Annotated in this window: 18 protein-coding genes and 1 pseudogene; 7 read left to right on the plus strand and 12 right to left on the minus strand. The window is 37.4% G+C overall.

Features of this window, described 5'->3' with window-relative positions; all coding sequences use genetic code 11:
- Positions 1–9: 9 nt before the first annotated feature.
- Entirely contained in the window at positions 10–1,743 is a 1,734-nt protein-coding gene (locus I7X29_RS03740) for a MutS-related protein (RefSeq protein WP_198472875.1), read from the plus strand.
- Positions 1,744–1,770: 27 nt separating this feature from the next.
- Positions 1,771–2,916, plus strand: a complete 1,146-nt coding sequence (locus I7X29_RS03745) for an MFS transporter (protein ID WP_198472876.1) — start codon at positions 1,771–1,773, stop codon at positions 2,914–2,916.
- On the opposite strand, the gene I7X29_RS03750 is transcribed toward I7X29_RS03745, so the two are convergent.
- The 3 genes and pseudogenes from I7X29_RS03750 to I7X29_RS03760 all read right to left on the minus strand — a co-directional run bounded on the left by I7X29_RS03750 (position 2,869) and on the right by I7X29_RS03760 (position 5,231).
- Positions 2,869–3,663 carry a lysophospholipid acyltransferase family protein gene (locus I7X29_RS03750; protein ID WP_009412241.1) on the minus strand — a complete coding sequence of 265 codons (795 nt, stop codon included), beginning with the start codon at positions 3,661–3,663 and terminating at the stop codon, positions 2,869–2,871. The two genes, I7X29_RS03745 and I7X29_RS03750, sit on opposite strands and share 48 nt — an antisense overlap.
- A 224-nt stretch (positions 3,664–3,887) precedes the next feature.
- Positions 3,888–4,228 (minus strand): annotated as a pseudogene (locus tag I7X29_RS03755) (inorganic diphosphatase).
- Between the two features lie 82 nt (positions 4,229–4,310).
- Positions 4,311–5,231 (minus strand): hypothetical protein, encoded by a 921-nt coding sequence (locus I7X29_RS03760; protein WP_198472877.1) that lies wholly within the window; start codon positions 5,229–5,231, stop codon positions 4,311–4,313.
- A 104-nt stretch (positions 5,232–5,335) separates the two neighbouring features.
- Between I7X29_RS03760 and I7X29_RS03765 the strand changes: the two genes are divergently transcribed.
- On the plus strand, positions 5,336–6,520 hold the full coding sequence (locus I7X29_RS03765) for a glutathione binding-like protein (RefSeq protein ID WP_198472878.1): 1,185 nt from the start codon (positions 5,336–5,338) through the stop codon (positions 6,518–6,520).
- On the plus strand, positions 6,517–7,428 hold the full coding sequence (locus I7X29_RS03770) for a phosphatase domain-containing protein (RefSeq protein ID WP_198472879.1): 912 nt from the start codon (positions 6,517–6,519) through the stop codon (positions 7,426–7,428). The genes I7X29_RS03765 and I7X29_RS03770 overlap by 4 nt, the downstream gene beginning before the upstream one ends.
- Positions 7,429–7,862: 434 nt before the next feature.
- Here I7X29_RS03770 and I7X29_RS03775 read toward each other — a convergent pair whose 3' ends face one another.
- The 6 genes from I7X29_RS03775 to I7X29_RS03800 form a co-directional block, all read right to left on the minus strand.
- Positions 7,863–9,458, minus strand: a complete 1,596-nt coding sequence (locus I7X29_RS03775; RefSeq protein WP_198472880.1) for a leucine-rich repeat protein — start codon at positions 9,456–9,458, stop codon at positions 7,863–7,865.
- A 732-nt stretch (positions 9,459–10,190) separates the two neighbouring features.
- Positions 10,191–10,889, minus strand: a complete 699-nt coding sequence (gene lipB, locus I7X29_RS03780) for a lipoyl(octanoyl) transferase LipB (protein ID WP_198472881.1) — start codon at positions 10,887–10,889, stop codon at positions 10,191–10,193.
- A complete protein-coding gene (ypfJ, locus tag I7X29_RS03785; RefSeq protein WP_198472882.1) occupies positions 10,867–11,742 on the minus strand; it encodes a KPN_02809 family neutral zinc metallopeptidase in 876 nt (291 codons plus the stop codon). Before ypfJ ends, lipB begins: the two co-directional genes overlap by 23 nt.
- Before the next feature lie 359 nt (positions 11,743–12,101).
- Positions 12,102–12,575 (minus strand): 23S rRNA (pseudouridine(1915)-N(3))-methyltransferase RlmH, encoded by a 474-nt coding sequence (gene rlmH / locus I7X29_RS03790; protein ID WP_009412231.1) that lies wholly within the window; start codon positions 12,573–12,575, stop codon positions 12,102–12,104.
- Between the two features lie 44 nt (positions 12,576–12,619).
- Positions 12,620–13,084 (minus strand): macro domain-containing protein, encoded by a 465-nt coding sequence (locus tag I7X29_RS03795; protein ID WP_198472883.1) that lies wholly within the window; start codon positions 13,082–13,084, stop codon positions 12,620–12,622.
- Between the two features lie 15 nt (positions 13,085–13,099).
- A complete protein-coding gene (locus I7X29_RS03800; RefSeq protein WP_198472884.1) occupies positions 13,100–13,471 on the minus strand; it encodes an SMI1/KNR4 family protein in 372 nt (123 codons plus the stop codon).
- A 448-nt stretch (positions 13,472–13,919) separates the two neighbouring features.
- On the opposite strand from I7X29_RS03800, the gene I7X29_RS03805 reads away from it, so the two are divergent.
- From I7X29_RS03805 to I7X29_RS03815, 3 genes are all read left to right on the plus strand, one after another.
- On the plus strand, positions 13,920–14,219 hold the full coding sequence (locus tag I7X29_RS03805; protein WP_225883650.1) for a DUF6261 family protein: 300 nt from the start codon (positions 13,920–13,922) through the stop codon (positions 14,217–14,219).
- A 96-nt stretch (positions 14,220–14,315) separates the two neighbouring features.
- A complete protein-coding gene (locus tag I7X29_RS03810) occupies positions 14,316–15,827 on the plus strand; it encodes a hypothetical protein (RefSeq protein ID WP_198472885.1) in 1,512 nt (503 codons plus the stop codon).
- 71 nt (positions 15,828–15,898) lie between these two features.
- A complete protein-coding gene (locus tag I7X29_RS03815) occupies positions 15,899–17,155 on the plus strand; it encodes a hypothetical protein (protein WP_198472886.1) in 1,257 nt (418 codons plus the stop codon).
- Positions 17,156–17,257: 102 nt separating this feature from the next.
- Here the strand turns inward: I7X29_RS03815 and I7X29_RS03820 are convergent, their stop codons facing one another.
- The 3 genes from I7X29_RS03820 to pckA all read right to left on the minus strand — a co-directional run bounded on the left by I7X29_RS03820 (position 17,258) and on the right by pckA (position 21,852).
- Positions 17,258–18,673 carry a trypsin-like peptidase domain-containing protein gene (locus I7X29_RS03820; RefSeq protein ID WP_198472887.1) on the minus strand — a complete coding sequence of 472 codons (1,416 nt, stop codon included), beginning with the start codon at positions 18,671–18,673 and terminating at the stop codon, positions 17,258–17,260.
- A gap of 439 nt (positions 18,674–19,112) precedes the next feature.
- A complete protein-coding gene (locus I7X29_RS03825) occupies positions 19,113–19,994 on the minus strand; it encodes a hypothetical protein (RefSeq protein WP_198472948.1) in 882 nt (293 codons plus the stop codon).
- Between the two features lie 274 nt (positions 19,995–20,268).
- Positions 20,269–21,852, minus strand: a complete 1,584-nt coding sequence (gene pckA, locus I7X29_RS03830; protein WP_009414220.1) for a phosphoenolpyruvate carboxykinase (ATP) — start codon at positions 21,850–21,852, stop codon at positions 20,269–20,271.
- Positions 21,853–22,053 lie beyond the last annotated feature (201 nt).

A 22,053-nucleotide genomic window follows, 5' to 3' on the forward strand; every position in this document is an offset into this window, starting at 1 on the left:
ATAATAAAAATGACAAACTCATATAAAGAAAAACTCACAGAAGCCACAGCACAATATCAAAAACTCAACAAGCAATACAACCAAATGGGGTTGCTACGATTGACTGATATGTTACTGATTATTGGCTTAGTATACCAACTCATCAAAGCCCCCTCTATACTGATGGGGCTCTTTTGTGTATTGGCTATTATCATCTTCTTTTTATTGATTGTAAAACACAAAAAGATAAGAGCTCGTCGCACAATTGCTAAAACTAAAATGCGCCTCAATGAGCAGGAAATTGCTTTTTTAGAACAACATATTTTCTTCACTGATAATGGTAGTGCTTTCCAACAAGAGAATCACCCTTACGCTTATGATTTAGATATTTTAGGTGAACGCTCACTTTATCACTACCTCAATCGCACGCATACTTTTTTGGGGAGAAAACTATTAGCAGAGCGACTTCTCTGCCCTATTCCAGAGCGTATTCTCGATACTCAAAAACAAATACAAGCCCTTACTCCCGACCTTGATTGGCGACAAACCTTTACTGCTTATGCCCAACAAATAGACGATAGTGAGGAGTTCTACACCAAACTGAGTGCGTGGGTAAAAGCCCCTGTTAAACTGTTGAGCAATGCTATGCGCTATATGCTTATAGCTTTACCGATACTGCTCATTGTAAGTATGTTGATAGGTTATGGTGGGGATAACGAACTGCTAAAGACTATAGGAAAGTTGCTGCTCACTATAAATTTAGTAATTTTCTTTAGTTTTGTAGGTAGAATCTCCAAAGAAAAATTAGGATTTGAGCGCACTTATACAATGTTGTATGCTTTCAGGGAATGTATAGCCCAAGTAGAAGCCCGTTTTCCTGAGAAAAACCAGCAAGCCAGCACTAAAATAGCCGAGCTTTCGCGCTTGTTAGACGATTTAGACAGTGTAGGCAATATATTAGTCTCTATACCTCTCAACGCATTTTCTTTCTATCACATACATCGTTACCAACAACTTTTGCAATGGAAAGCTCGTTATGCAGCCCATATAGAAGAGTGGTTGCAATCGGTGGGGGAGATTGAAGTGTTATGTAGTTTTGCTAATTTTAGCTATAATCACCCCGATTTTGCATATCCTACTCTTAATAACAAGTACGAAATAGCTTTTGAGGCGGTAGGGCACCCGCTTATTCCTACTGAACACCGCGTTACTAACGATATTACTCTCAATGAGCAGGCTTTTATACTGCTTACAGGCTCTAATATGTCGGGGAAGAGTACTTTTTTGCGTACTTTGGGAGTGAATATGTTGCTCACTTTGGTAGGTTTACCAGTTTGTGCGCGTAAAGCCAATGTATACCCTTTGCGTTTGCTCGTTTCTATGCGTCTCGTTGATTCTCTTAACGATGGCAAATCATATTTCTTTGCCGAAATCAACCGTATACAGCAAATTGTAAAAACTTTAGAAAGCGAACGTTGCTTTGTACTCTTAGACGAAGTATTACGCGGTACCAATTCCGAAGATAAACAGCACGGCACTATCAAAATTGTAGAACGTTTGCTTTCCTTACAGGCTTTAGGAGTACTTGCCACTCACGATATAGAAGTGTGTAACCTCAGCGAACAATATCCGCTGCAATTACAAAATAAGTGTTTTGAATCAATCATTGAAAATGGGGAACTCACTTTTGATTACAAACTGAGAGATGGGGTGTGCAAAAACAAAAACGCTACCTTCTTGATGAAGAAATTAGGCATTATATAATAGAATTTACTTAAAAAAGAAAAACTTATGATTAAAAAACTGTGGCCTCTTGCCATAGGAGGTTTAGCTTTAGGAGCTACCGAGTTCCTAATAATGGGATTATTACGTGTAATAGGCGAAGATATACTTTTAGAAGATGCTATTACAGGGCGGCTTATTTCGGCTTATGCCATAGGTGTAGTTGTAGGTGCACCAACACTCATCGCATTGGCAGCTTCATACAATCCTAAGAAGATACTATTGTTCTTTATGTTGCTCTTCACGCTTTTCAACGGGCTTTCTGCTTTTTCTCCTAATTATACTACCTTGCTTTTAGCGCGTTTTTTTTCGGGGTTACCCCACGGTGCGTTCTTTGGGGTAGGTGCTATTGTAGCCAAGCAGTTAGCCCCTAAAGGTAAAGAGGCTTTTGCCATTTCAATTATGTTTGCAGGGCTTACTGTCGCCAATTTGATAATGGTACCTTTGCTTACTTACATAGGAGCGTGGATAGGCTGGCGAACAGCAATGGGCTGTGTATCGTCGTTAGGATTGCTTACAATGCTATCGATATTCTTTTTCTTACCCAATATAGAAAACAAAAGAGACCTTGGCATCAAGCGCGAAGTACGTTTATTTTTCAATAGAAGGTCGTTATTAGTTTTAGGTATTACTGCTTTAGGTTGTGGCGGGCTTTTTGCGTGGTTCAGCTATATACAACCCTTGATGATAGAGACGGCGCATATCAACCCTGATATGAAATCGGTGGTGATGGTAGTAGCAGGTGCGGGAATGGTAGTAGGTAACCTCTTAGGAGGCTGGATTACTGACCGCCTATTGCCTATCAAAGCGACTATTTACATCTCGTTGATGCTCATCAATGTATTGCTATTAGTCTTCTTTTTCTCACATATTCAGCCTATAGCGTGGGTACTTACGTTTGTATGTGGAGCGATGTCGATGTCGTTAGGCTCTCCGCTGAATATGCTTATTTTTCGCTGTGCTCCTCAATCCCAAATGATGGGAGCCGCTTTTATGCAAGCGGGATTCAACACTGCTAATTCTATTGGAGCTTATGTAGGAGGATTGCCGCTGCTCTATGGACTCAGCACCAATTACCCGTCGCTTATGGGTGCAGGTTTAGCAAGTTTAGGGTTGCTCTTGACTTTCTACCTTTGGCGTATTCTCAGGTTCTAATTTTTTTACTTTGAGGAATGATTCGTGTTGTTCGATAGCCATTTCAATTTGAGCTACAATTTCTTCAACTGTATCATTTTCATAATCAATCTGCAAAGGGGGTTTGATAATCATTGATTGTTGAACCCCTTTCTTTTTGATATTGATACCTTTCTTATCAAATGAACGGCGGAATCCATCAATTACGATGGGCACTACTACAGGTTTGTATTGCTTGATAAGGTGTGCCGTACCCTTGCGGATAGGTTTCCAAGGTGATGTAGTACCTTGCGGAAAGGTAATCACCCAGCCATCGGCAAGAGCAATCCCTATATTTTCCACATCAACTCGGCGTACTTCACGGTGTACTTCTTTCCCTTTTTCACGCCAAGTTCTATTGACAGGAATAGCTCCCGCATACCCTAATATTTTAGGCAATATTCCCGATTTCATCGTTTCGGAGGCTGCCACATAATAAATATTAAGTTTGGGATTCCACAAATAGCCTATATTATCTAAGGTGTTTTTGCGCCCTTTTAAGCTGGCGTTGAACACGTGATACATAGCCGTTACATCGGCGAAATACGTTTGGTGATTAGAAATAAACATCACATTTTGTGGAGGCAATTCGCGAATAATATCCGAGCCTTCAATCTTCAGTTGATTGAAACCATCATAACGGCTGTGAGTAATGAGTCCAAAAACGCGAATGAGCCATTTCTTTACGAAAAGGGTGTGTCCGAAAGGGTCTTGTTTGAATAAAGGCATTGGTCAATTTATTAATTAGGTAATGAGGGGGTCCAAAAAGTTTTTCTTGAGGAGGCATTTGCAGCACATACCCAGCGATAGCTGGCTTTCCTACATAACACACTCTAAAAGTAATTGATTATCAAGTTTATAGACTTTGTCAAAGTTTTGGGACTTTGACAAAGTTTATGACAAAGTTTATGATGCAAAAGTGATTTTGAGACTTTTTGGACAGCGCCATTAGTTTAGTTTATTGAAAAATTTTTGCCACTATTAACGTAGCGTTCTTTACATTCGTGATAAATCTTCACCGATTCCTCAAGATTTCCCCAACCATTGATAGCTACTTTCTTCTTTTCTAAATCTTTATACACGCTAAAGAAGTGTTCGATTTCTTTGATAAGATGAGGGTTTAGATCGCTAAGGTCGTTCATTTTATTCCATAATCGGCGGGATACATCATCGATGAGAAAATCATACGATCGTAACGCACTTTGCGCAACTCAAAATCATACTCGTATTTATTGCGACTCCCCTTGGGAATTTCGATGAGTACATCAAAAGATAGTGATTTGTTTTCTGACATTTCTTTTTTATTCAATTAGCGTTTAAGAGGGCAAAAATAGTAAAAAAAGTGATATATACCCCATAAACCCTACTTTTTTGTTTTATAGTCTATTCGGTTTGCTATTGAGATTTGTAAAGTTTATTTTGCCTTCTTTATTTATAAGTTCCTGTCCTGCAGAGAGTTTTCCATACCAAAGACCATCAGATACATACCAATTAAGCGTTTTTAAACTTCTATTCGGTTCACCTAAGAGGTGAGAGTAATAAGTAGAATAGCTATCAAACAAAGTATTCCCTTTTTCAAATTCTTCTTTATAAAGAGCTAAGACATCGGTTATAGGCATTGGCGCATTGAGGGTTACACTTCCAAAAGTAGGTGTTTTAAGGGGGATTTTACTTATACGTGTATTATCGTCTGACGAAAGGCTTTCCCAAAAAGTAAAGACATCAGTTTGCGGAGCAAGTTCTGGTTTAAACAGATACAGCACGGGCGTTCCTTTGTAAATAGGCAAAGGGTAATCTTTTAGCATTTTGTTTATATCTACAGGTTCTTTACGGCTGATGAGAGGTTTTCTATTAAGTTCAGGCAGAGCATAATAGCGCACTTTTTGAGCTCCTACTACGGCATATTCTAAGGTAGTAGTAGAAGTGTTTTTTATCACGAGATAATCGCTCCCTTTAGGCTGATAATCATAATAAGGTTGATTGTAGAGATACCACCTATCTCTACCATTAGATTCGTATATACTGTCGTACTTTGCCATCACTTTCTCTCCTCCTATCACAAAAGGAGTAGTTTTGCGCTCGGTTATCACAGTATTTTCTTTATTTCCAGCGATATAAGCTGAATAGCTCACCTCAACTTCAGCAGGAGTGCCATCGATAGTATTTACAATGAGATAGTTGTGTTGTAACAGAGCACGTTTATGTTCCGTATAAACCTCATCTTCTTTAATACAATCAACCTGAAAGCTAAAAATAATTGCTGTAAAAATGAATAATCTTTTGAAATAGGTCTTCATCGTTTTTCTTATTGCGTGACTACAAAAGTAGTATATTCTGTTTGATTAAGCAAATTATTTGTGTAATTATGTGCATTTTGTTACCTTTGCCACAAATTTAAGCGATGGAAGATAAAACACTTATAAAAAAACGTATTGATTGGTTTTGCAAGAACAAAATCAATGCTTTTTCGCCGACTATTTCACCAGCTCCTAAATCAGTAGGGCGCAATGAAATTGAAAGTCTTTATGAGGGCTTGCGATGGTTCTTTGACAGAGACATCAAAGAGATTTTAATACAGAAGAAATATATGGGTTCTTATTGTGATATTTACTTACATAAGAACTTAGAAGATAGTTATTTAGTAAGCCGAAATGGTTATAAAATCAATCATTTAGACCGTTCACAATGGGTGCCAGCGCTCACTCAGTTGCACGCTAAGTTCAGCTGGGATAATACGACTATTCGCATTATCCAATCGGAATTGATGCCGTGGTCGGCTTTAGGTAAAGGACTTATTACGAATGAGTTTTCGGCTTATTACATCTCTCATCAAATACATTGCGACTACTTGCAACAGAGCGACTTGTATGAAAAAATAAACGCTATTAGGGAAAAGCCTGAATACCTTGCTTTTGTGGCTGACGCCAAAGTACTCTCGGGCAAAGAACTGAAAGATAAATACCCTACCCACATCATTCGTCAATACCAATCGATACGCGATATGAAGCTACTCGATTTGCCTCACTATGAGAAGAATATTGCTCTGTTTAAAAGACAATTGGACATCTTTGGCAAAGACGCAACTGTTTACTTCAAACCTTTTAATATTTTAAAGGAAATCTACGACGACGGGACTGAACATTTTGTGAATGACAACCTCAGTTTTGCACGTATTAACAGTGATGAATTTTTGCACTACACTTTTACGGATACCGCTGACTTTGAAGCCAAATACCCCGAAATACGCGCTTGGGTAGACCGAATGAACGCCAATGACGAAGAGGGGGTAGTTATCAAGCCTCGTAAGGCTTTTATGCAAGGCATACCGCCTGCTTTCAAAGTGCGCAACAACGATTACCTCACACTCATTTACGGGGTGGATTTTCAAGACCGATTAGAAGAACAAATCGCTAAACGCAATATAAAAGGTAAGCTGAAATGTTCTATCAACGATTGGGCTATCAATGCCAAACTTTTGCAAACGCCTTATAATGAAATTCACGAGGAGAATTACGAATTTAAAAACTTAGTACTCGACCGCATTTTAGGGGAAGAGGTAGAAAATCAATTAGACAGCAGACTATGAGTAAACTTCTTATATTGGTGGGTGCCCCGGGGTCGGGTAAATCTACCTTTGCACGTTATTTTTTACGTACCGAAGACAATTGGATACGCGTGAATCGCGATGACTTTCGCTTGATGCAGTTTGGTGATTCACTAATGATTCCGTTCTATGAAGAGCGCATTAGCAAAATGGTAGAAGCCTCGGTGCTCACCTTGTTAAAAAGCGATACCAATGTGATTATCGATGCTACAAACACATCGTTGCGCACTATTCAGGATATGATTCACACTTATACTGAATACGCTGATATCAGTTTTAAAGTATTTGATTTACCTGTAAACGAATTAGTAAAACGCTGCGATAAACGCTATGAAGAAACAGGAAAATTCATATCTAAAAGTGTGGTAGAGAGAAATGTGGCTAACCTAAAGCACACTCTCGAAAAATTTGATTTTGCTCCTATTCCTCGCAAAGTACAAGTGGCAACTACCAGCTATGCTACTCAAGATAAGAACCTACCTAAGGCTGTGATTTGCGATTTAGATGGTACTCTTTCCTTGCTCAATGGTCGTGATCCTTACAACGCGGCGACTTGTGATAACGACTTACTGAACGAACCTGTAGCTGCTGCTTTGAAAATGGCTAAACAACAAGGTTATCAAGTGATTTTGCTCTCGGGGCGCGAAGATAAATTCCGCGAACCTACAGTGCGTTTTCTCGATAAACACCAAATAGGTTACGACTTACTGCTGATGCGCACCTCTAACGATTTTCGCAAAGATAACATCATTAAAAGGGAACTTTTTGAGGGAGAAATACAAGGAAAATACTTTGTAGAATTTCTTTTAGATGACCGCAATCAAGTGGTAGATATGTGGCGTAAGGATTTGCATTTACCTTGCTTTCAAGTGAATTACGGGGATTTTTAAGTTGATTATTTTTTGGGAGAATCGCAGAGAAACTCGGAGAATCGCAGGGTTTTTGGACAAGGTCAGACAAGGCGGACGGGGCGGACGAGGCAGACGTGAGTTTGATGTAAGTAATTATTTAACAATCAGTAAAATATTTTAATCTCCCACGAATTACACGAATTTTCACAAAATAGGGAGTGTATAAAAGTCTTTATTTTTTATTATCTCACGAATTTTCACCTGACGGTGAATTATTTTGTGAATATATTATGTTAAAAAACTGTAAATCAATATTCTGTTACATCGAACTCACGTTAATTAATAGCTATTTTATTCATTATCCTATTTTTATTTTGGAGGAATATGTAGAAAGAAGAAAAAGGTAAAGTTTTAGAAATAAAACTTTACCTTTTATATTTTGAGAAGATATTAGTAACAATACTCTAGAAAAATTATGGTTTAGCTTTTATTATTTTTGCATAGGAACTCCAACTTGGTGATTTTTTATATATTTCTACACTCTCGGCAGGTACATAAATTGTTTTTAAGGTATTGTCAAATGTTTTAGAACTATATCCTTCATTCAACATAGGAGGAACTTTTGCATTTATTGTAAGGCTCTCTAATTTTAAACAATTTTTAAAAGCTTCCCTTCCTATATTATTCAGACTACTTGATAAAGTTAAAGAGGTCAATTCAAAACAACCTGCAAAAGCTTCAGAACCAATTGTTTTAACACTATTTGGAATAACAATTGTTTTTAAAGATTTACAACCAATAAATGCTCGTTCTTCTATATATTTTAAATTATTAGATAAAACAATAGAAACAAGAGACTCGCAACCTGCAAAAGCTTGTATCCCTATAGTTCTCACTTTATTAGGTATTGTAATAGATGATAAAGATTTACAACCATAAAAGGTTTGCATTTTAATAACTTTGATTTCGTTAGATAAAGTCATAGATGTTAAAGATAAACATCTATTAAAAGCATTTTCACCAATACTTGTTACACTATTAGGTATTGTAATAGAAGTTAGAGCTTTACAATTACTAAAAGCTTCAATACCTATTTTTATAACAGTATTAGGAATTGTAATAGTTGGTAAATAGTTACAACCAAGAAAGGCTCTATCACCGATTGTTGTTATGTTATTGTCATTTAAAAATGTAAATGATTTAAAACGACAGCCTCTAAAAGCACCTTCGCCTATATGAATTACATTGCTCCACTCTTCATCATAATCATTCATATCTAATTCTTCTAAATGATTATATTTCCACTCTAATAATGTGCGACCATCTCCACTAAGTTTATATTTATCAGTTTCTATTGGATTAGAAGGTGTAGGGTTTGTATTATCATTGTTTCCTAAAACTATATAAGAAGTTCCCCAACCACTATTTGATTTAGGTCCATAAAGGCGCTTGTTTTGGGTGTCAATATACCAATCTCCTACTTTACCTATATTAGTAGGAGTTCCTACTCCTGCAAATATTTTAGTTCCATCTTGCCCTGCAACACCTTGTTCTCCTTTATCGCCTTTTTGTCCAGAGTCACCTTTGTCGCCCTTATCACCTTTGTCGCCTTTTTGACCTGTAGCTCCAGTATCTCCTTTGTCGCCTTTCTCTCCTTTTTGTCCTGCTGCTCCAGTATCTCCTTTATCTCCCTTTTGTCCAGCATTTTGAGTATCTCCTTTGTCTCCCTTTTCTCCTTTGTCTCCCTTTTCTCCTTTGTCACCTTTCTCTCCTTTTTGTCCTGCTGCTCCAGTATCTCCCTTATCTCCTTTATCACCTTGTATTCCTTTTAAACTAATAGGAGTTCCCCAACCTTGTGCTGTTTTAGCACCATAAAGATTGGTATTAGAGAGATCAAGGTAGTAATCTCCTATGTTACCAAGATTTTCAGAAGGAGCTCCTATGCCAGAAAGAATTTGGTTACCTTTCTGTACTTCTACTCTTTCAATAATTTTTTCAGTTTCTTTTCTACAACTGCTAACAGTCAATGCAGCTAGCATCGCTACTGTTATAAAAATAAAATACTTCATTTGTTTAATATATTAAGTTAGTTTTTACTGTAATATATTCCCCGTTTAATTCATTTTTACTCAGTTCAAAGCAATAAAAAACGTGGAACATTCCATTACTTACCGTAGAAGCCCGACCAAAGGCTAAAGTGCAAAGTAAAAGGAATGCCCACGCTCAGAACGTAGGCATTTCCACTTTCACTTTTCCTGCACTTCTAAAAAATTGGTCGTTTTCTACGGAGGAAAATGTAAAGCGAAACGCTAATATTTATATTTTTTAATTGTTATATATTTATTCTTTATTCAATTTTGGTGCATAATTACGATATTTTTTTATCCTATACAAATTTTTTAACTTTTATTTTCCAAAACAATTATGTAAGATATTAATTATCAGTAAATAGTATTTTTAACAACAAAAATATTTAGTAATAAGATAATTTCAAATTTAAAGATTTCAGGAATGGGGTAATCTAATGAAGTAAAAGTGACAGTATAATATTAATGGGAAATCTTCAACTTTGTTAAAGATACAAACCGTAGGAGCAGGAATTTTTGGTAAAGTATGACCACAAACAAAAGAAGGTGTCTAAAAAGTTCTATTTGTATTGGGGTTTTGCAACAGCTATTGCTCGCTTTCCTACACAACATACTATAAAAATAACTGATTATCAGAATAATTAACTTTAATCAACTTTGGCAAAGTGTAGCGACGCAAAAGTGATTTTGAGACTTTTCAGATAGTCTCTTTTTTTATATAAGTTCAGCTTCAAACATTTCTTTGAAATGCTTTAGGATATGCGATTTTACTTCGTCTATATCCACTTTATCTTTGGCTAATTCTACATTTAGTGAGGTTACTGCCTTACCGCGAATTCCACAAGGGATAATATTATCAAAATATCCCAAATCAGTATTTACATTTAGGGCAAATCCGTGCATCGTTACCCAGCGGGAACAGCGGACACCCATTGCACAAATTTTGCGAGCAAAAGGAGTTCCTACATCGAGCCAAACGCCTGTTTCACCTTCACTGCGCTCTGCTTTGAGACCATAATCGGCAAGAGTGCGAATGATCACTTCTTCTAAAAAGCGGAGGTACTTGTGAATGTCAGTAAAAAAGTTATCTAAATCTAAAATAGGATAGCCTACAATTTGACCAGGACCGTGATAGGTGATATCCCCTCCCCTATTAATTTTATAGAAAGTAGCTCCTTTTTTCTTTAATCCTTCTTCATCAATAAGCAAATTCTCTATATGTCCGCTTTTGCCCAAGGTATAGACGTGAGGATGCTCTACAAAGAGAAAATAATTATCGGTAGGTAAGTGAGTGTTATTAGCTCGGTTATTTGTTTTCTGATCGACAATTTTTTGAAAGAGGTTTTCTTGGTAGTCCCAAGTTTCTTTATAATCTTTATTGCCTAAATCTCTAACGATTACTTGTTTGTTCATAAATAGTTTGAATATTACCCTGACGGATATCGCCAGTGGTGTAGCCTTTGGTAAACCAATATTTTCGTTGTTCGGAAGTACCGTGAGTAAAGGAATCGGGGACTACGTGTCCTTGCATACGTTTTTGTATAGCATCATCACCTACAGCATTTGCGGCACTAAGTGCTTCGTCGATATCATCGGTATCCAAATATTTTTGATTGTGGTGAGCCCAAACTCCTGCATAGAAATCGGCTTGCAACTCTTGAGCTACAGACCATTTATTGGCAGCAGCCTTGGAGAGCCCTTGTTGTTTTTGGCGTACTTGCTGAGAGGTACCCAAGAGCGTTTGAATATGATGCCCCACCTCGTGAGCCATCACATAAGCGATAGCAAAGTCGCCGCCTTTAGCTCCGAATCGAGTTTTGAGTTCTTCAAAAAAGTCCATATCCATATAGAGCTTTTGGTCGGCAGGGCAATAAAAAGGACCTACGGCTGCCGTAGCATTACCGCAACCGGTGCTGACATTTTCGGTGAAGAGTACTAGGGTAGGTTTTTTATAGGTACCTAATCCATTTTGAGCAAATACTTTTTCCCAAACATCTTCGGTATCAGCGAGTACTGTAGCCGTAAATTCGCCTATTTTTTTCTGTTCGGCAGTGAGTTCTACACGTTCTACTGCTTGTTGTGTTTGGTTACCACCTGCTACTTGGTTTACAACAGAGGCTACTTGTTGTCCTGTTTCGCCACCAAATAGTTGCAATAATACGACGATGATACCGACGATACCACCGCCAGCGATAAGTCCGCCTTTGCCGCGCATACCACGGCGATCGTCAACATTGCTACTTTGACGTCTTCCTTCCCATTTCATAGTTTTTTCTTATTTTGAGTTTTCGGGGGCAAATGTAGTAATAATTTGTGAATTTGCCAATTTGCGAGGGAGAATTGTGGGGCATTTGCATTTAAAAGCCTACCCCCGTTCCCCCTTCCGAGAGGAAGGGAGGCAATCCGCACAGGCAAGAAATTTTGGTAAAGTGTAGCGATGAGAAGGGAGGAGGGAGAGACTTAGAGAATCTCGGAGAATCGCTGGGGGAGGCAGACGGGTTGGATGGAGGGAGTGTTGTTTTGAGAAATTAGACGGGTTGGACGAGTTAGACAAGTCGGACAAATTAGACGGGTTGGACGGGCAGACGGGTTGGATGGAGGGAGTGTTGTTTTGAGAAATTTAAATTACTGATGATGATAGGGTTCATTACGGAGAATCGTAAAAGCACGGTAGAGTTGTTCTACAAAAAATAGGCGTATCATTTGGTGTGAAAAGGTGAGTTTGGAAAGTGACAACTTGCCATTAGCACGGTCGTATACTTCTTTTGAAAAACCATAAGGTCCCCCAATCACAAAAGTGAGCTGCTTGATGCCGGCATTCATTTTCTTTTGCAATTCATCGGCAAAAGCTACTGAGGTAAACTCTTTGCCACGTTCGTCTAAGAGTATCAGATGATGAGACGAGGCTACATTGCCGAGGATAAGCTCCCCTTCTTTTGCTTTTTGTTGCTCTTCCGATAGTGATTTGCTATTCTTAATATCGGGCAAGAGTTGCAATTCAAAATTGATGTAATACGAAAGTCGTTTTTCATACATATCAATGAGCTGTTGCAAAGCAGGATTATCGGTCTTGCCCACCGCGAGAAGTTTGATGTTCATTATTTTCCAGGATAAAAGCTAAAAGGTAAAAAATAAAAATAAGGTTATAAATCACAAACAAATACTTCGATGTTTTTCCTTAAAAGTGTTTGCCTTATAAGTTTCTCAATTCTGTCCCAAGAGCCTCCTGCCAATCCGCAACCTATGCGAGGCATTTGCACTTTGGCATTTATTTCATAAGCAAAATCGGCTATTTGTTGCAAACCTTTTTCCACTGCCTCATAACGAATAGGGGGATTGCCGTTTTCATCTCTATATATATTGTGTTGACCAATGAGATTTGCAACCCATATCTTCTCTTCTACCGACACAAATTGTACCTCTCCCAAGGCAAAATTATCACCTTCTTTATACCATTGTTTGTATTGCTTTTCGGGATATTTCCAGCGTTTGGAAAGTGCTAACACAAATCCCTTCCCCCAAGCGCCTATATCATTACAAATATGGACGATAACAATGTTTCCTTCGGCTTGTGGCACCGTAGCATCTGCTTTTAAATAGTGTATCATCGCTTAAATCTTTTGTTATTCTTTATCTATAAGTTTTGCCTTTGAAATAATTTCATCAAAACTATCTGCCACTTTATCAGTAGAGTCATCATCAAGCCAATATTCCCATACCGAAAAGTCAGTAAGGTCAAAATACAATCGGGCGTCATCGTGCGAGCTGCCCAAAGTAAAAGTATGTTCAGCATTAGGAGCCGAAAAATACTTAAGCAATTCCCATTGATAATAATCTCTGTTTATATAAGAAAACAAATTAGCAAAGCTCCAAAGCTCTATTTCTCTACCTTCATATTCATATAAACAAAAAAACTCAAATTGCGTAAGAACTTCCTTATAAGAATCAGGAAGATTAAGGTGTTGAATTCTTTTTAATTCAGAAGCTCTACTCATATATTATGGCTTTAACTATAATGGCACAAAGGTAATATTTTTTCTTATATTACAAAAATATCACTTCAAGCCGTCACAAGCGGTGAAAGTGAAAAGCAAAACTATTTTAACTCATCACATACGGTGAAAACGAAAAGCAAAACTATTTTAATTCATCACATATGGTGAAAACAAAAAGCAAAATGGCTTTACATCGTCGGCATTGGTGAAGAACAAAAGCAAAACTACTTTAAGCCGTCACAATCGATAGCGAAAAAAACAAAATAATTTTGAAATTTTTACATTACAAAATGAAACAGAATGATATTTTTTATTACCTTTGCCAAAAATAGTCGTGTAAAATCAATTCAATATTTATATTAGTAAGATATGAAAGCATCCAAATTAGTAGTGTTGCACACCGCAAACCTACACAACGCAGAATTTAGTCAGTTTATTGCCCGCTTTTTTGAAGATTTTTGAGCTGGAAACTTCCAACACGGCATTCAATGAGCTTTTCTCTCATCGTTCGCTCAAAGACCTTCAAAAAGAAGTGTATAGCGTGAAAGGATTGCGAAAAGAGCTCACCAATATTTACCAAAAACTTTCGGCTTACATCAATGCCAATGCACAAGTAAAACCCGATGAGTTTTTCGTAAAAACCCTCGAGGTGCTCAACAACAGTCGTAAATACTACGCCGATGTATTGGCACGCCGTAAGGCAGGTGGGAAAGTTCTCTCCGAACCACCAAAAGAGGAAGGGAAGTAGAAAAATTTCCTATTTCTCTGCAGATTGTTTATTTCAGTTGGTAAAAAACGGAGAAAATCCACTTATCAGCGTAGATACTTATAAAAAATAATTGTTATGAACCTCTCTAACCTTCCCTATCGAACTACTTCTTATGACGAAATTGCCTATGAGCTACCTGAGTCGTCTCTCTACAAAGAGCATTATGACACTCGTTGGCGAAATCGCGTAATCGTGATTGACGGCGACTGGATTCTGGACGAACCTTTAGATTTAGACGCTGTCGATGAGCTTTCTCCTTACTACAACCCCGATGACTACGATTCTCTGCCCCTTTTTATCCTCGTAAAAGGCAATATGCAGGCTACGAATATCTACAATGGTGAGATAGAAGGTTCTTGCGGATTAGTGGTTTTGGGCAATCTCACTGCCGAAAACATAGTGGTCGGCGGGCAAGAGATTTTCGTAGGCGGTGATTTGCGCGTTTCGGGATTCTATTGGGGCGATTACAATCACGGAAGCCTTACCGTGATGGGGCATATCAGCATTTACGTGTTCTTGGAAACTGATTACAATCACGATAACAAGCGTTTTGAAGAAAGACGCAATGCCGATATTACCGAATACCTCACCGATGATGATTACGGAGGGCTTTTGTTAGGGGAAAAGATCGTTTTGTACTTAAAACGCGAATTTTCTTTTGCGTTAGACGATATTTTAGATTATATCTCTTGGAGCTGGAAATGCTGGATAAACGAAGAAAAATTATTTCCCGCTTTAGCCAAAGGTGAAACTATATTCGTAAGCCCTGAAGAAACACAAAAACGTCGCGATGAAATTAGTAAAAAACAAGTGCATCTGTTCCCTAATACCGAAATTTCGATAGAAAATTTACTTCGTTTTACCTATCCGCCTCTCTTCTCGCTTGTATGTAAGCTAAATAAAAACAATCACCCGCGTTTTGAAATGTGGGACGACAATGATGTGCTTTACCGCGTGCATTACGACCCCGATTACGATGTTCATTCTGTTTTTATTCAAAACGATGAAGAATATGGTGTGCTTGCCCAAGTATATAAAGGCGAGTTGCACACCTCAATCAATACTTTTACTGATGAGGATTTGATAAGTATAACCCCAAGATCACATCCTGCATATTTTGCCTTCTTAGAAAAAGAGTTTGCTTACTTTTGCAGGCGTTATGAAGAGCTCATCAACAGTCGCATCTACTATCTTTCAAAAGTGAATGAGGTAAACTTCAAGTCACTTTTAGCTAATGAAAGACTTCAAGATTTCTACGCACAAAAAGGAAAGAATGCTGATGGCTATGTAACGCTTCAAAAAGATGATTTCATACTAAAAGTAAGTAACGAAGAGGCAACCACTGCGAGAATTAGCCTCGGTGAGCACAGCAAATACAATGAGGATGGCTCTGTTGCTTATCTGTACTTTCATTATCAGTGGGACGCAGAAAGAAATTGCGTGCTACTCATCAACGAAGACGAAAACGGCGAGGAATATGAATTGAATTTTGGCAATATCCCACGATACTATCGCGCAATGATATATTTCAGGAAGTTGCAACTATTATTTCCACCTGTGGAGGAGCAAAGCACTAATGTAATATAATTTCCCGACGGGAGATTTTAATAATACCAATAGAGACAAGAGATACAAATAGCATTTAAAATTGAACTATTATGAAAGCATTTATTTTTTGGCTAATACTTGGGATATTCTCAGTGCACGCACAGCAATATCAATTGGATAGTATAAACCATATAGGTTATAGGGTAGATTCGCTCAGTAGTGCCTATCAAGTTACAGATTGGCAACATTATAACGCTAAAAAACATTTATTAGTAGTAGGCGATAACCACATTTTCCCCCATCGTTACGCTACCAAAACTGTTATTAAGAATGACAAAGAAGGCAATGAGATTTATAATGTTTTTTACCGCCAAGATTCTTTGAGCAAAAGGTGGATAGCAATCCAGAAAGATGAGACTAAGAAAAGAAAAAATAAACTCATCAGTATTACTTACCTCAATGAAAATGGCAAAAAGCTATCCCCCAGTAGCAAACGCATTAACAATATAAGAGGTCGCACCACCGAAACTATGTATTACAAATATCTCAATAAGCGTTGGTTTAGAGATACTCGCAATACTTATACAGAGAATGAGAAAGGACGTACAGAGCTTTCTGTTGATGAAGTTTGGGATAGTGACATCCAGCAGTGGCAAAGCGACAAAAAAATTGTACGAAAGTTTGAGAATGATACGCTCCTTAAAGAAGAAATTACTTATACTTTTGGGAATAATGAGTGGTATGAAGACGAAAAAACAGAATATATTGACCCTAATGAGAATGAAAGAACCTCTATACAGTATGTTTATAAAGAGGATGGGTGGCTACCTACGCAAAAAATCACTTATACAGAAGATAAAACAAACAGAATTTTCACTAATATAGTACAAGTTTGGGATAAAGAGCAAAGCAAATGGCAGAATCAGAGTAGACTCACTGATATATTAGGCGAAAACAACCAGAGTACCTCTATTACTTCAGAGAATTGGAATAAAAAGACCCAAACATACGAGATATACTACACTAATAAGTACCGCTATAACAAAAACAATGAGCTTATTGAGTATTTATTCATCAAACCAAACGAAGAAGAAGGGAGAAGCATTTTTGAGTATGACAGCGAAGGCAATCTGCTGAAAGAAACGAGATATAAACGCACTTCATTAGTGCAAGAATGGCAACCTACTGACCTTATTGAAAATACGCTATCCTCTATTTTATTTAAGGATATTTTAGATAAAGGATTTTTAAGCAATTCGGCGGGAAGAATAGGCAAAAAAGCCCTCAGTGAACAAAAACTCTACCGATATATAGATGGCAAATATTTGCTTTACAGTCATAAAAAGTTTTATTATTCTAAAAGGTAATTTGTATATTAAAAAATACCCTACACTTTACATTCCGTAAAGTATAGGGTATTAACATAACCAATTACAGGGTATCAGCATACCCTTTACCATTTAACCATATTAGAAAAAGAACCTTTCTTTTTCTCCTTTTTCATTCAAGATTTCTAACGAGTTGCGATTGCGTGAAGAAAGGGTAGACATTATATTTTTCAATTCATCTACATCCTTAATGGTCTTTCCATTCACTGAAAGCAACACTTTTCCTACTATATTGATATTGTTGTACTCATAAAACTGACCTGCAGCGGTAACCTTCACACCGTTTTTAGTTTTAAAACGTTTTTGGTCGGCTTCTGAAAGGTTTTTCACTTCCAAACCTAAGGATTGTATTACATAAGTAGTATTTTTCTTAAGTGTGATATTAGCAGTGCGTTCTTTACCTTCGCGTACATAAGTTACTTTTAGCATATCGCCAGGACGTTTAGAAGCGATGTGACCACTAAGGTCAGAGTATTTATGTATCTTCACATTATCGATTTGTTTGATAATGTCACCTTTTTTAAGTCCGGCAGCTCCTGCTCCTGAGTCATCATCTACAGAATCTACATAGAATCCTTCAGTTTCTTTGATGTTGAGTTTTTTGGCTACTTCGGAGTCTAATCCTTGTCCGCGTACACCCATCACTCCGCGTTGTACATTTCCGTATTCTATCAAATCCTCTACCACTTTCTTAGCGATATTGCTAGGCACAGCAAACGAGTAGCCCATATATACCCCTGTAGTAGATGAGATTGCGGTATTGATACCAATGAGGTCGCCATTGAGGTTTACCAAAGCTCCCCCACTGTTTCCCATATTCACCACGGCATCGGTTTGTATAAACGATTCTATTTTATCGCTACCGCGCTCGCTGATATTACGCGCTTTTGCACTGATGATTCCGGCAGTAACGGTAGAATTCAAGTTGAAAGGATTCCCTACTGCGAGTACCCATTCGCCTACTTGCGTATTATCGGAGTCGGCAAAGGTGAGGAAAGGTAGTTTTTCGTCAGCTTCTATTTTTAGTAAGGCAATATCGGAAGCGGCATCTGTACCTATGAGTTTAGCTGTATAAGTTTTATTGTTGTTAAGGGTAACCTCCAAAGTAGTAGCATTGGCAATCACGTGATTATTGGTTACTATATAGCCATCGGGAGTAATGATAACGCCAGAGCCTGTACCTACTTGGGTCTGTTCGCCTCCCCCATTACCGTAAAAAAGGTCGAAGATAGAGGTAACGCCTCCTTGTGATTTTACAGTGTTCTTTACGTGCACTACGCTATTCACCGTTTTGTTAGCCGCTTCTACAAAGTTGGTTTCGCCTGCTACCGTTCTTTCAGGGGTAGTGTGATTAGTTTGTACCAAAGCGGGACGTGAGAGCAAATCAAGTGCCTCTTGTTTGGCGTCGTGTTTATCTATAAAGAGTTTATACCCTCCTAAGGTCATAGCTCCGCCGAGGAAGGCAGTAGCTATCATCGTTGCATAATTTTTCATCATATTTTTTGTTTTACTAATTTGTTTTATATCGTAAGACGAATAGGCAACAATTGTGCCATTTTAATGGCTAATAATAAGAGCTTCTTTAATCTTTTATGTTTCAAAACAAAATTAGATTGTGAATAAATAAGAGTATTTTTTTGAGGAAGGTACAAAACATCTCTAACATAATACAATTTAAAATTAATTGATTATCAATACAATCAACTTTTTATAGATATAATCTGCAGAAGCAAAAAACTTCGATAGAATGTAGTGAAGTAAGTGTTATTTTGAGACTTTTCGGATAACTCTTCAGGAATATTCGTACTAATTTTTATGTTAAATCTCACACCAATTTTAATACGTTTTTTTCAATTATCAATTATCCAGTTGTATACATACAGATCAGCAACTTTTACTGCTATATTTCGCGAAATAGACACATCAATATAATTAACTATTTAACTAAACTATTATTGATAGCCTTAAAAACTTCACTGTTTTGATGAGGCACACAGTCCTGTACCCAATACCACCAAAAATAACCGCCTACATAGTTCTTTACATATTTAGGCATCGAATAGTAATGTTTAGCTCTTTGTACTTTACTTTGTACAGAGTACTTCTTATAGTCGTTATTGCCACATTCCCCTATGCCTAATTTAACATTTGGAAAGATAGCTTCTAAATTGTTAAATACGTTTTGCCAATTAGGTTGGTAATCATCGTTATCATCTTCGTAATAGCTTACTAACACATAATCCAATTGTTTTTTCATATCTTCAGGAATATATTTTTTTAGCCAATCTTCCATTGTTACTTTTTGCTCATCAAGTTTAAAATAGTAGCTCACAAGCACTGTTTTTGCTTTTTTACTGTGGATAAACTTATAAGCACCATAGGCTTTATTGGCAATAAACTGAGGGTCGTCACCCAACCAACCTTCTCCGTTAATTTCATTGCCCACTTCCCAAAAATCTGTATATGCCGATAGCTCTTCATACGAATCCTGAAATCTCTTTACATAACTATCTACGTTAGTGTATTTTTTCATATCTTCGGAATCGGCAGGTGTTGCCATCACATAAGCTACTTGATGAACAGCCGAAAAAATCGGTTTGTAATTTGCTATCGCTGTACCCTTAGACATCACAATGCGCACCGTAGGCTTTACAGGCATTGCCTTGATAGCATTTACAATCTGTTGAACAGTAACTCTGGTTTTATCCCAACTGTCATCTATAGTAATACCATACAAATAGGTATTTGTAGGGGGATTAGGGTTTGATTGGGGAGCTTCATCATTACTTTTATGACAAGTTATAAAAATAATTATCATACATAAATATAATATTCTTTTCATTTTATTAATAATTTCATTCTGAGAAAGCAAAGATACTATTTTTTTAAAAACTATTCCTAAACAAATTATCTTATAATTTCAAAATCCATACTCACTTTCTATTTCATTTTTTTAACATACAAAATTATATAGTATAACTCGCATTATAAAATCAACAACAAATATATTCAAAATATAGAAGATAATAATAGAAAAAGGCTGCTTCCAATGGGGAAGCAACCTTTTTCAAACTATGTCCTTTAAAGTCAAATTACAATTTAGGAGCACCAGCGAGGACGTCGGCACTTGCACCTTCAGCGAATTTTTTATCTTTGAAGTTTTGTACAAATGATTCAGCTAATTCTTTGAGTTTAGCGCTGAATTGAGCTTTGTCACTCCAAGTATTTTCTGGGTTCAAGATGCTTTGGTCAGAAACACCGTCGCAAGATTGAGGCACTTTGAATCCGAAGATAGGCAATTCTTTGTATTCAACGTTGTTAAGTTTTCCGGTAAGAGCCGCAGTGATAAGAGCGCGGGTATCTTTCAAGCTACATCTTTTCATTTTACCGTTGTAACCAGTGTTTACCAACCATACATTTACGCCAGTTTCTTTGATTTTTTCAGCCAAACGTTTACCGTATTCAGCTGGGTGAAGAGGCATAAAGGCAGCTCCGAAGCAAGCAGAGAAAGTTTTTTGAGGAGTAGTGATACCTACCTCAGTACCGGCAACTTTAGAAGTATAACCAGAAACGAATTGGTAAGCAGCTTGTTCAGGAGTCAATTTAGAGATTGGAGGCAATACACCGTAAGCATCGAAAGTAAGGAAGAAGATGTTTTTAGGATTGTGCCCTATAGAACCAGGTTGGATATTTGCAATGTGGTAAATAGGATAAGAAACGCGAGTGTTTTCAGTGATATCAGTGCGAGAGAAATCAACAACACCTTTATCATCCATAATTACGTTCTCAAGGATAGCGCCTTTTTTGATAGCACCGAAGATTTCAGGTTCTTTTTCAGCGGTAAGGTCAACTACTTTAGCATAACAACCACCTTCGAAGTTGAAAACGGTATTTTCAGGAGTCCAACCGTGTTCGTCGTCACCGATAAGGTGGCGGTTAGGGTCGGCAGAAAGGGTAGTTTTACCAGTACCAGAAAGGCCGAAGAAGATAGCAGTATCACCGTCTTTACCAACGTTAGCAGAACAGTGCATAGGCATAGTGTTGCGGAACACAGGCAATTCAAAGTTCATAGCAGAGAAGATACCTTTTTTAATTTCGCCGGTATAACCAGTACCACCGATTAGGGCGATTTTTTTAGTGAAGTTCAAGATAGCGAAGTTAGCTTGACGAGTACCATCTACAGCAGGGTCAGCTTCAAAACCAGGAGCGTTTACAACTAACCAATCTTCTTTGAAAGAAGGGAGTTCACTATCATCTATACGCAAGAACATATTGTAAGCGAAAAGGTTGCTCCAAGGAAGTTCAGTAATAGTACGGATATTAGTGCGGTATTTAGGGTCGGCGCAAACATAGCCATCGTGAACGTAAATTTCTTTACTTGAAAGATAAGCTACTACTTTTTCGTATAGTTTATCGAATTTTTCGGGTTCGAAAGGGATGTTGATACTACCCCACCATACGCGATCTTTGGTGATATCATCTTTTACGATGAAGCGGTCTTTAGGAGAACGACCTGTAAATTTACCTGTGTTGATAGCAATAGCTCCAGAAGAAGCTTCAACGCCTAATTTTTTGTCCAAAGTTTCTTGGTGAAGTTCGTCAGCAGACAATTGGTAACGAACATTAGCGTTTTTAATTCCGTATTTATCAACGGAAAGTGTTTTTGGTTTACTCATAATGTCTTAAATTTTTTATTTAAAATTCTATAATTTACTAACTTATGTTTTTTTGTTTTACACAGTAGGAAAGCTCCTCTGAAAAACGCTGCAAATGTACGCAAAAAAAATGTAATGAACAAATATTTTTAACATTTTTTTTTGCAAAAATGATGAGGAAGGAGAATCGCGGAGAGACTCTGAGAATTGAGGAGGGGGAGG

This window comes from Capnocytophaga periodontitidis (genome assembly GCF_016126015.1).
GTDB lineage: Bacteria > Bacteroidota > Bacteroidia > Flavobacteriales > Flavobacteriaceae > Capnocytophaga > Capnocytophaga periodontitidis.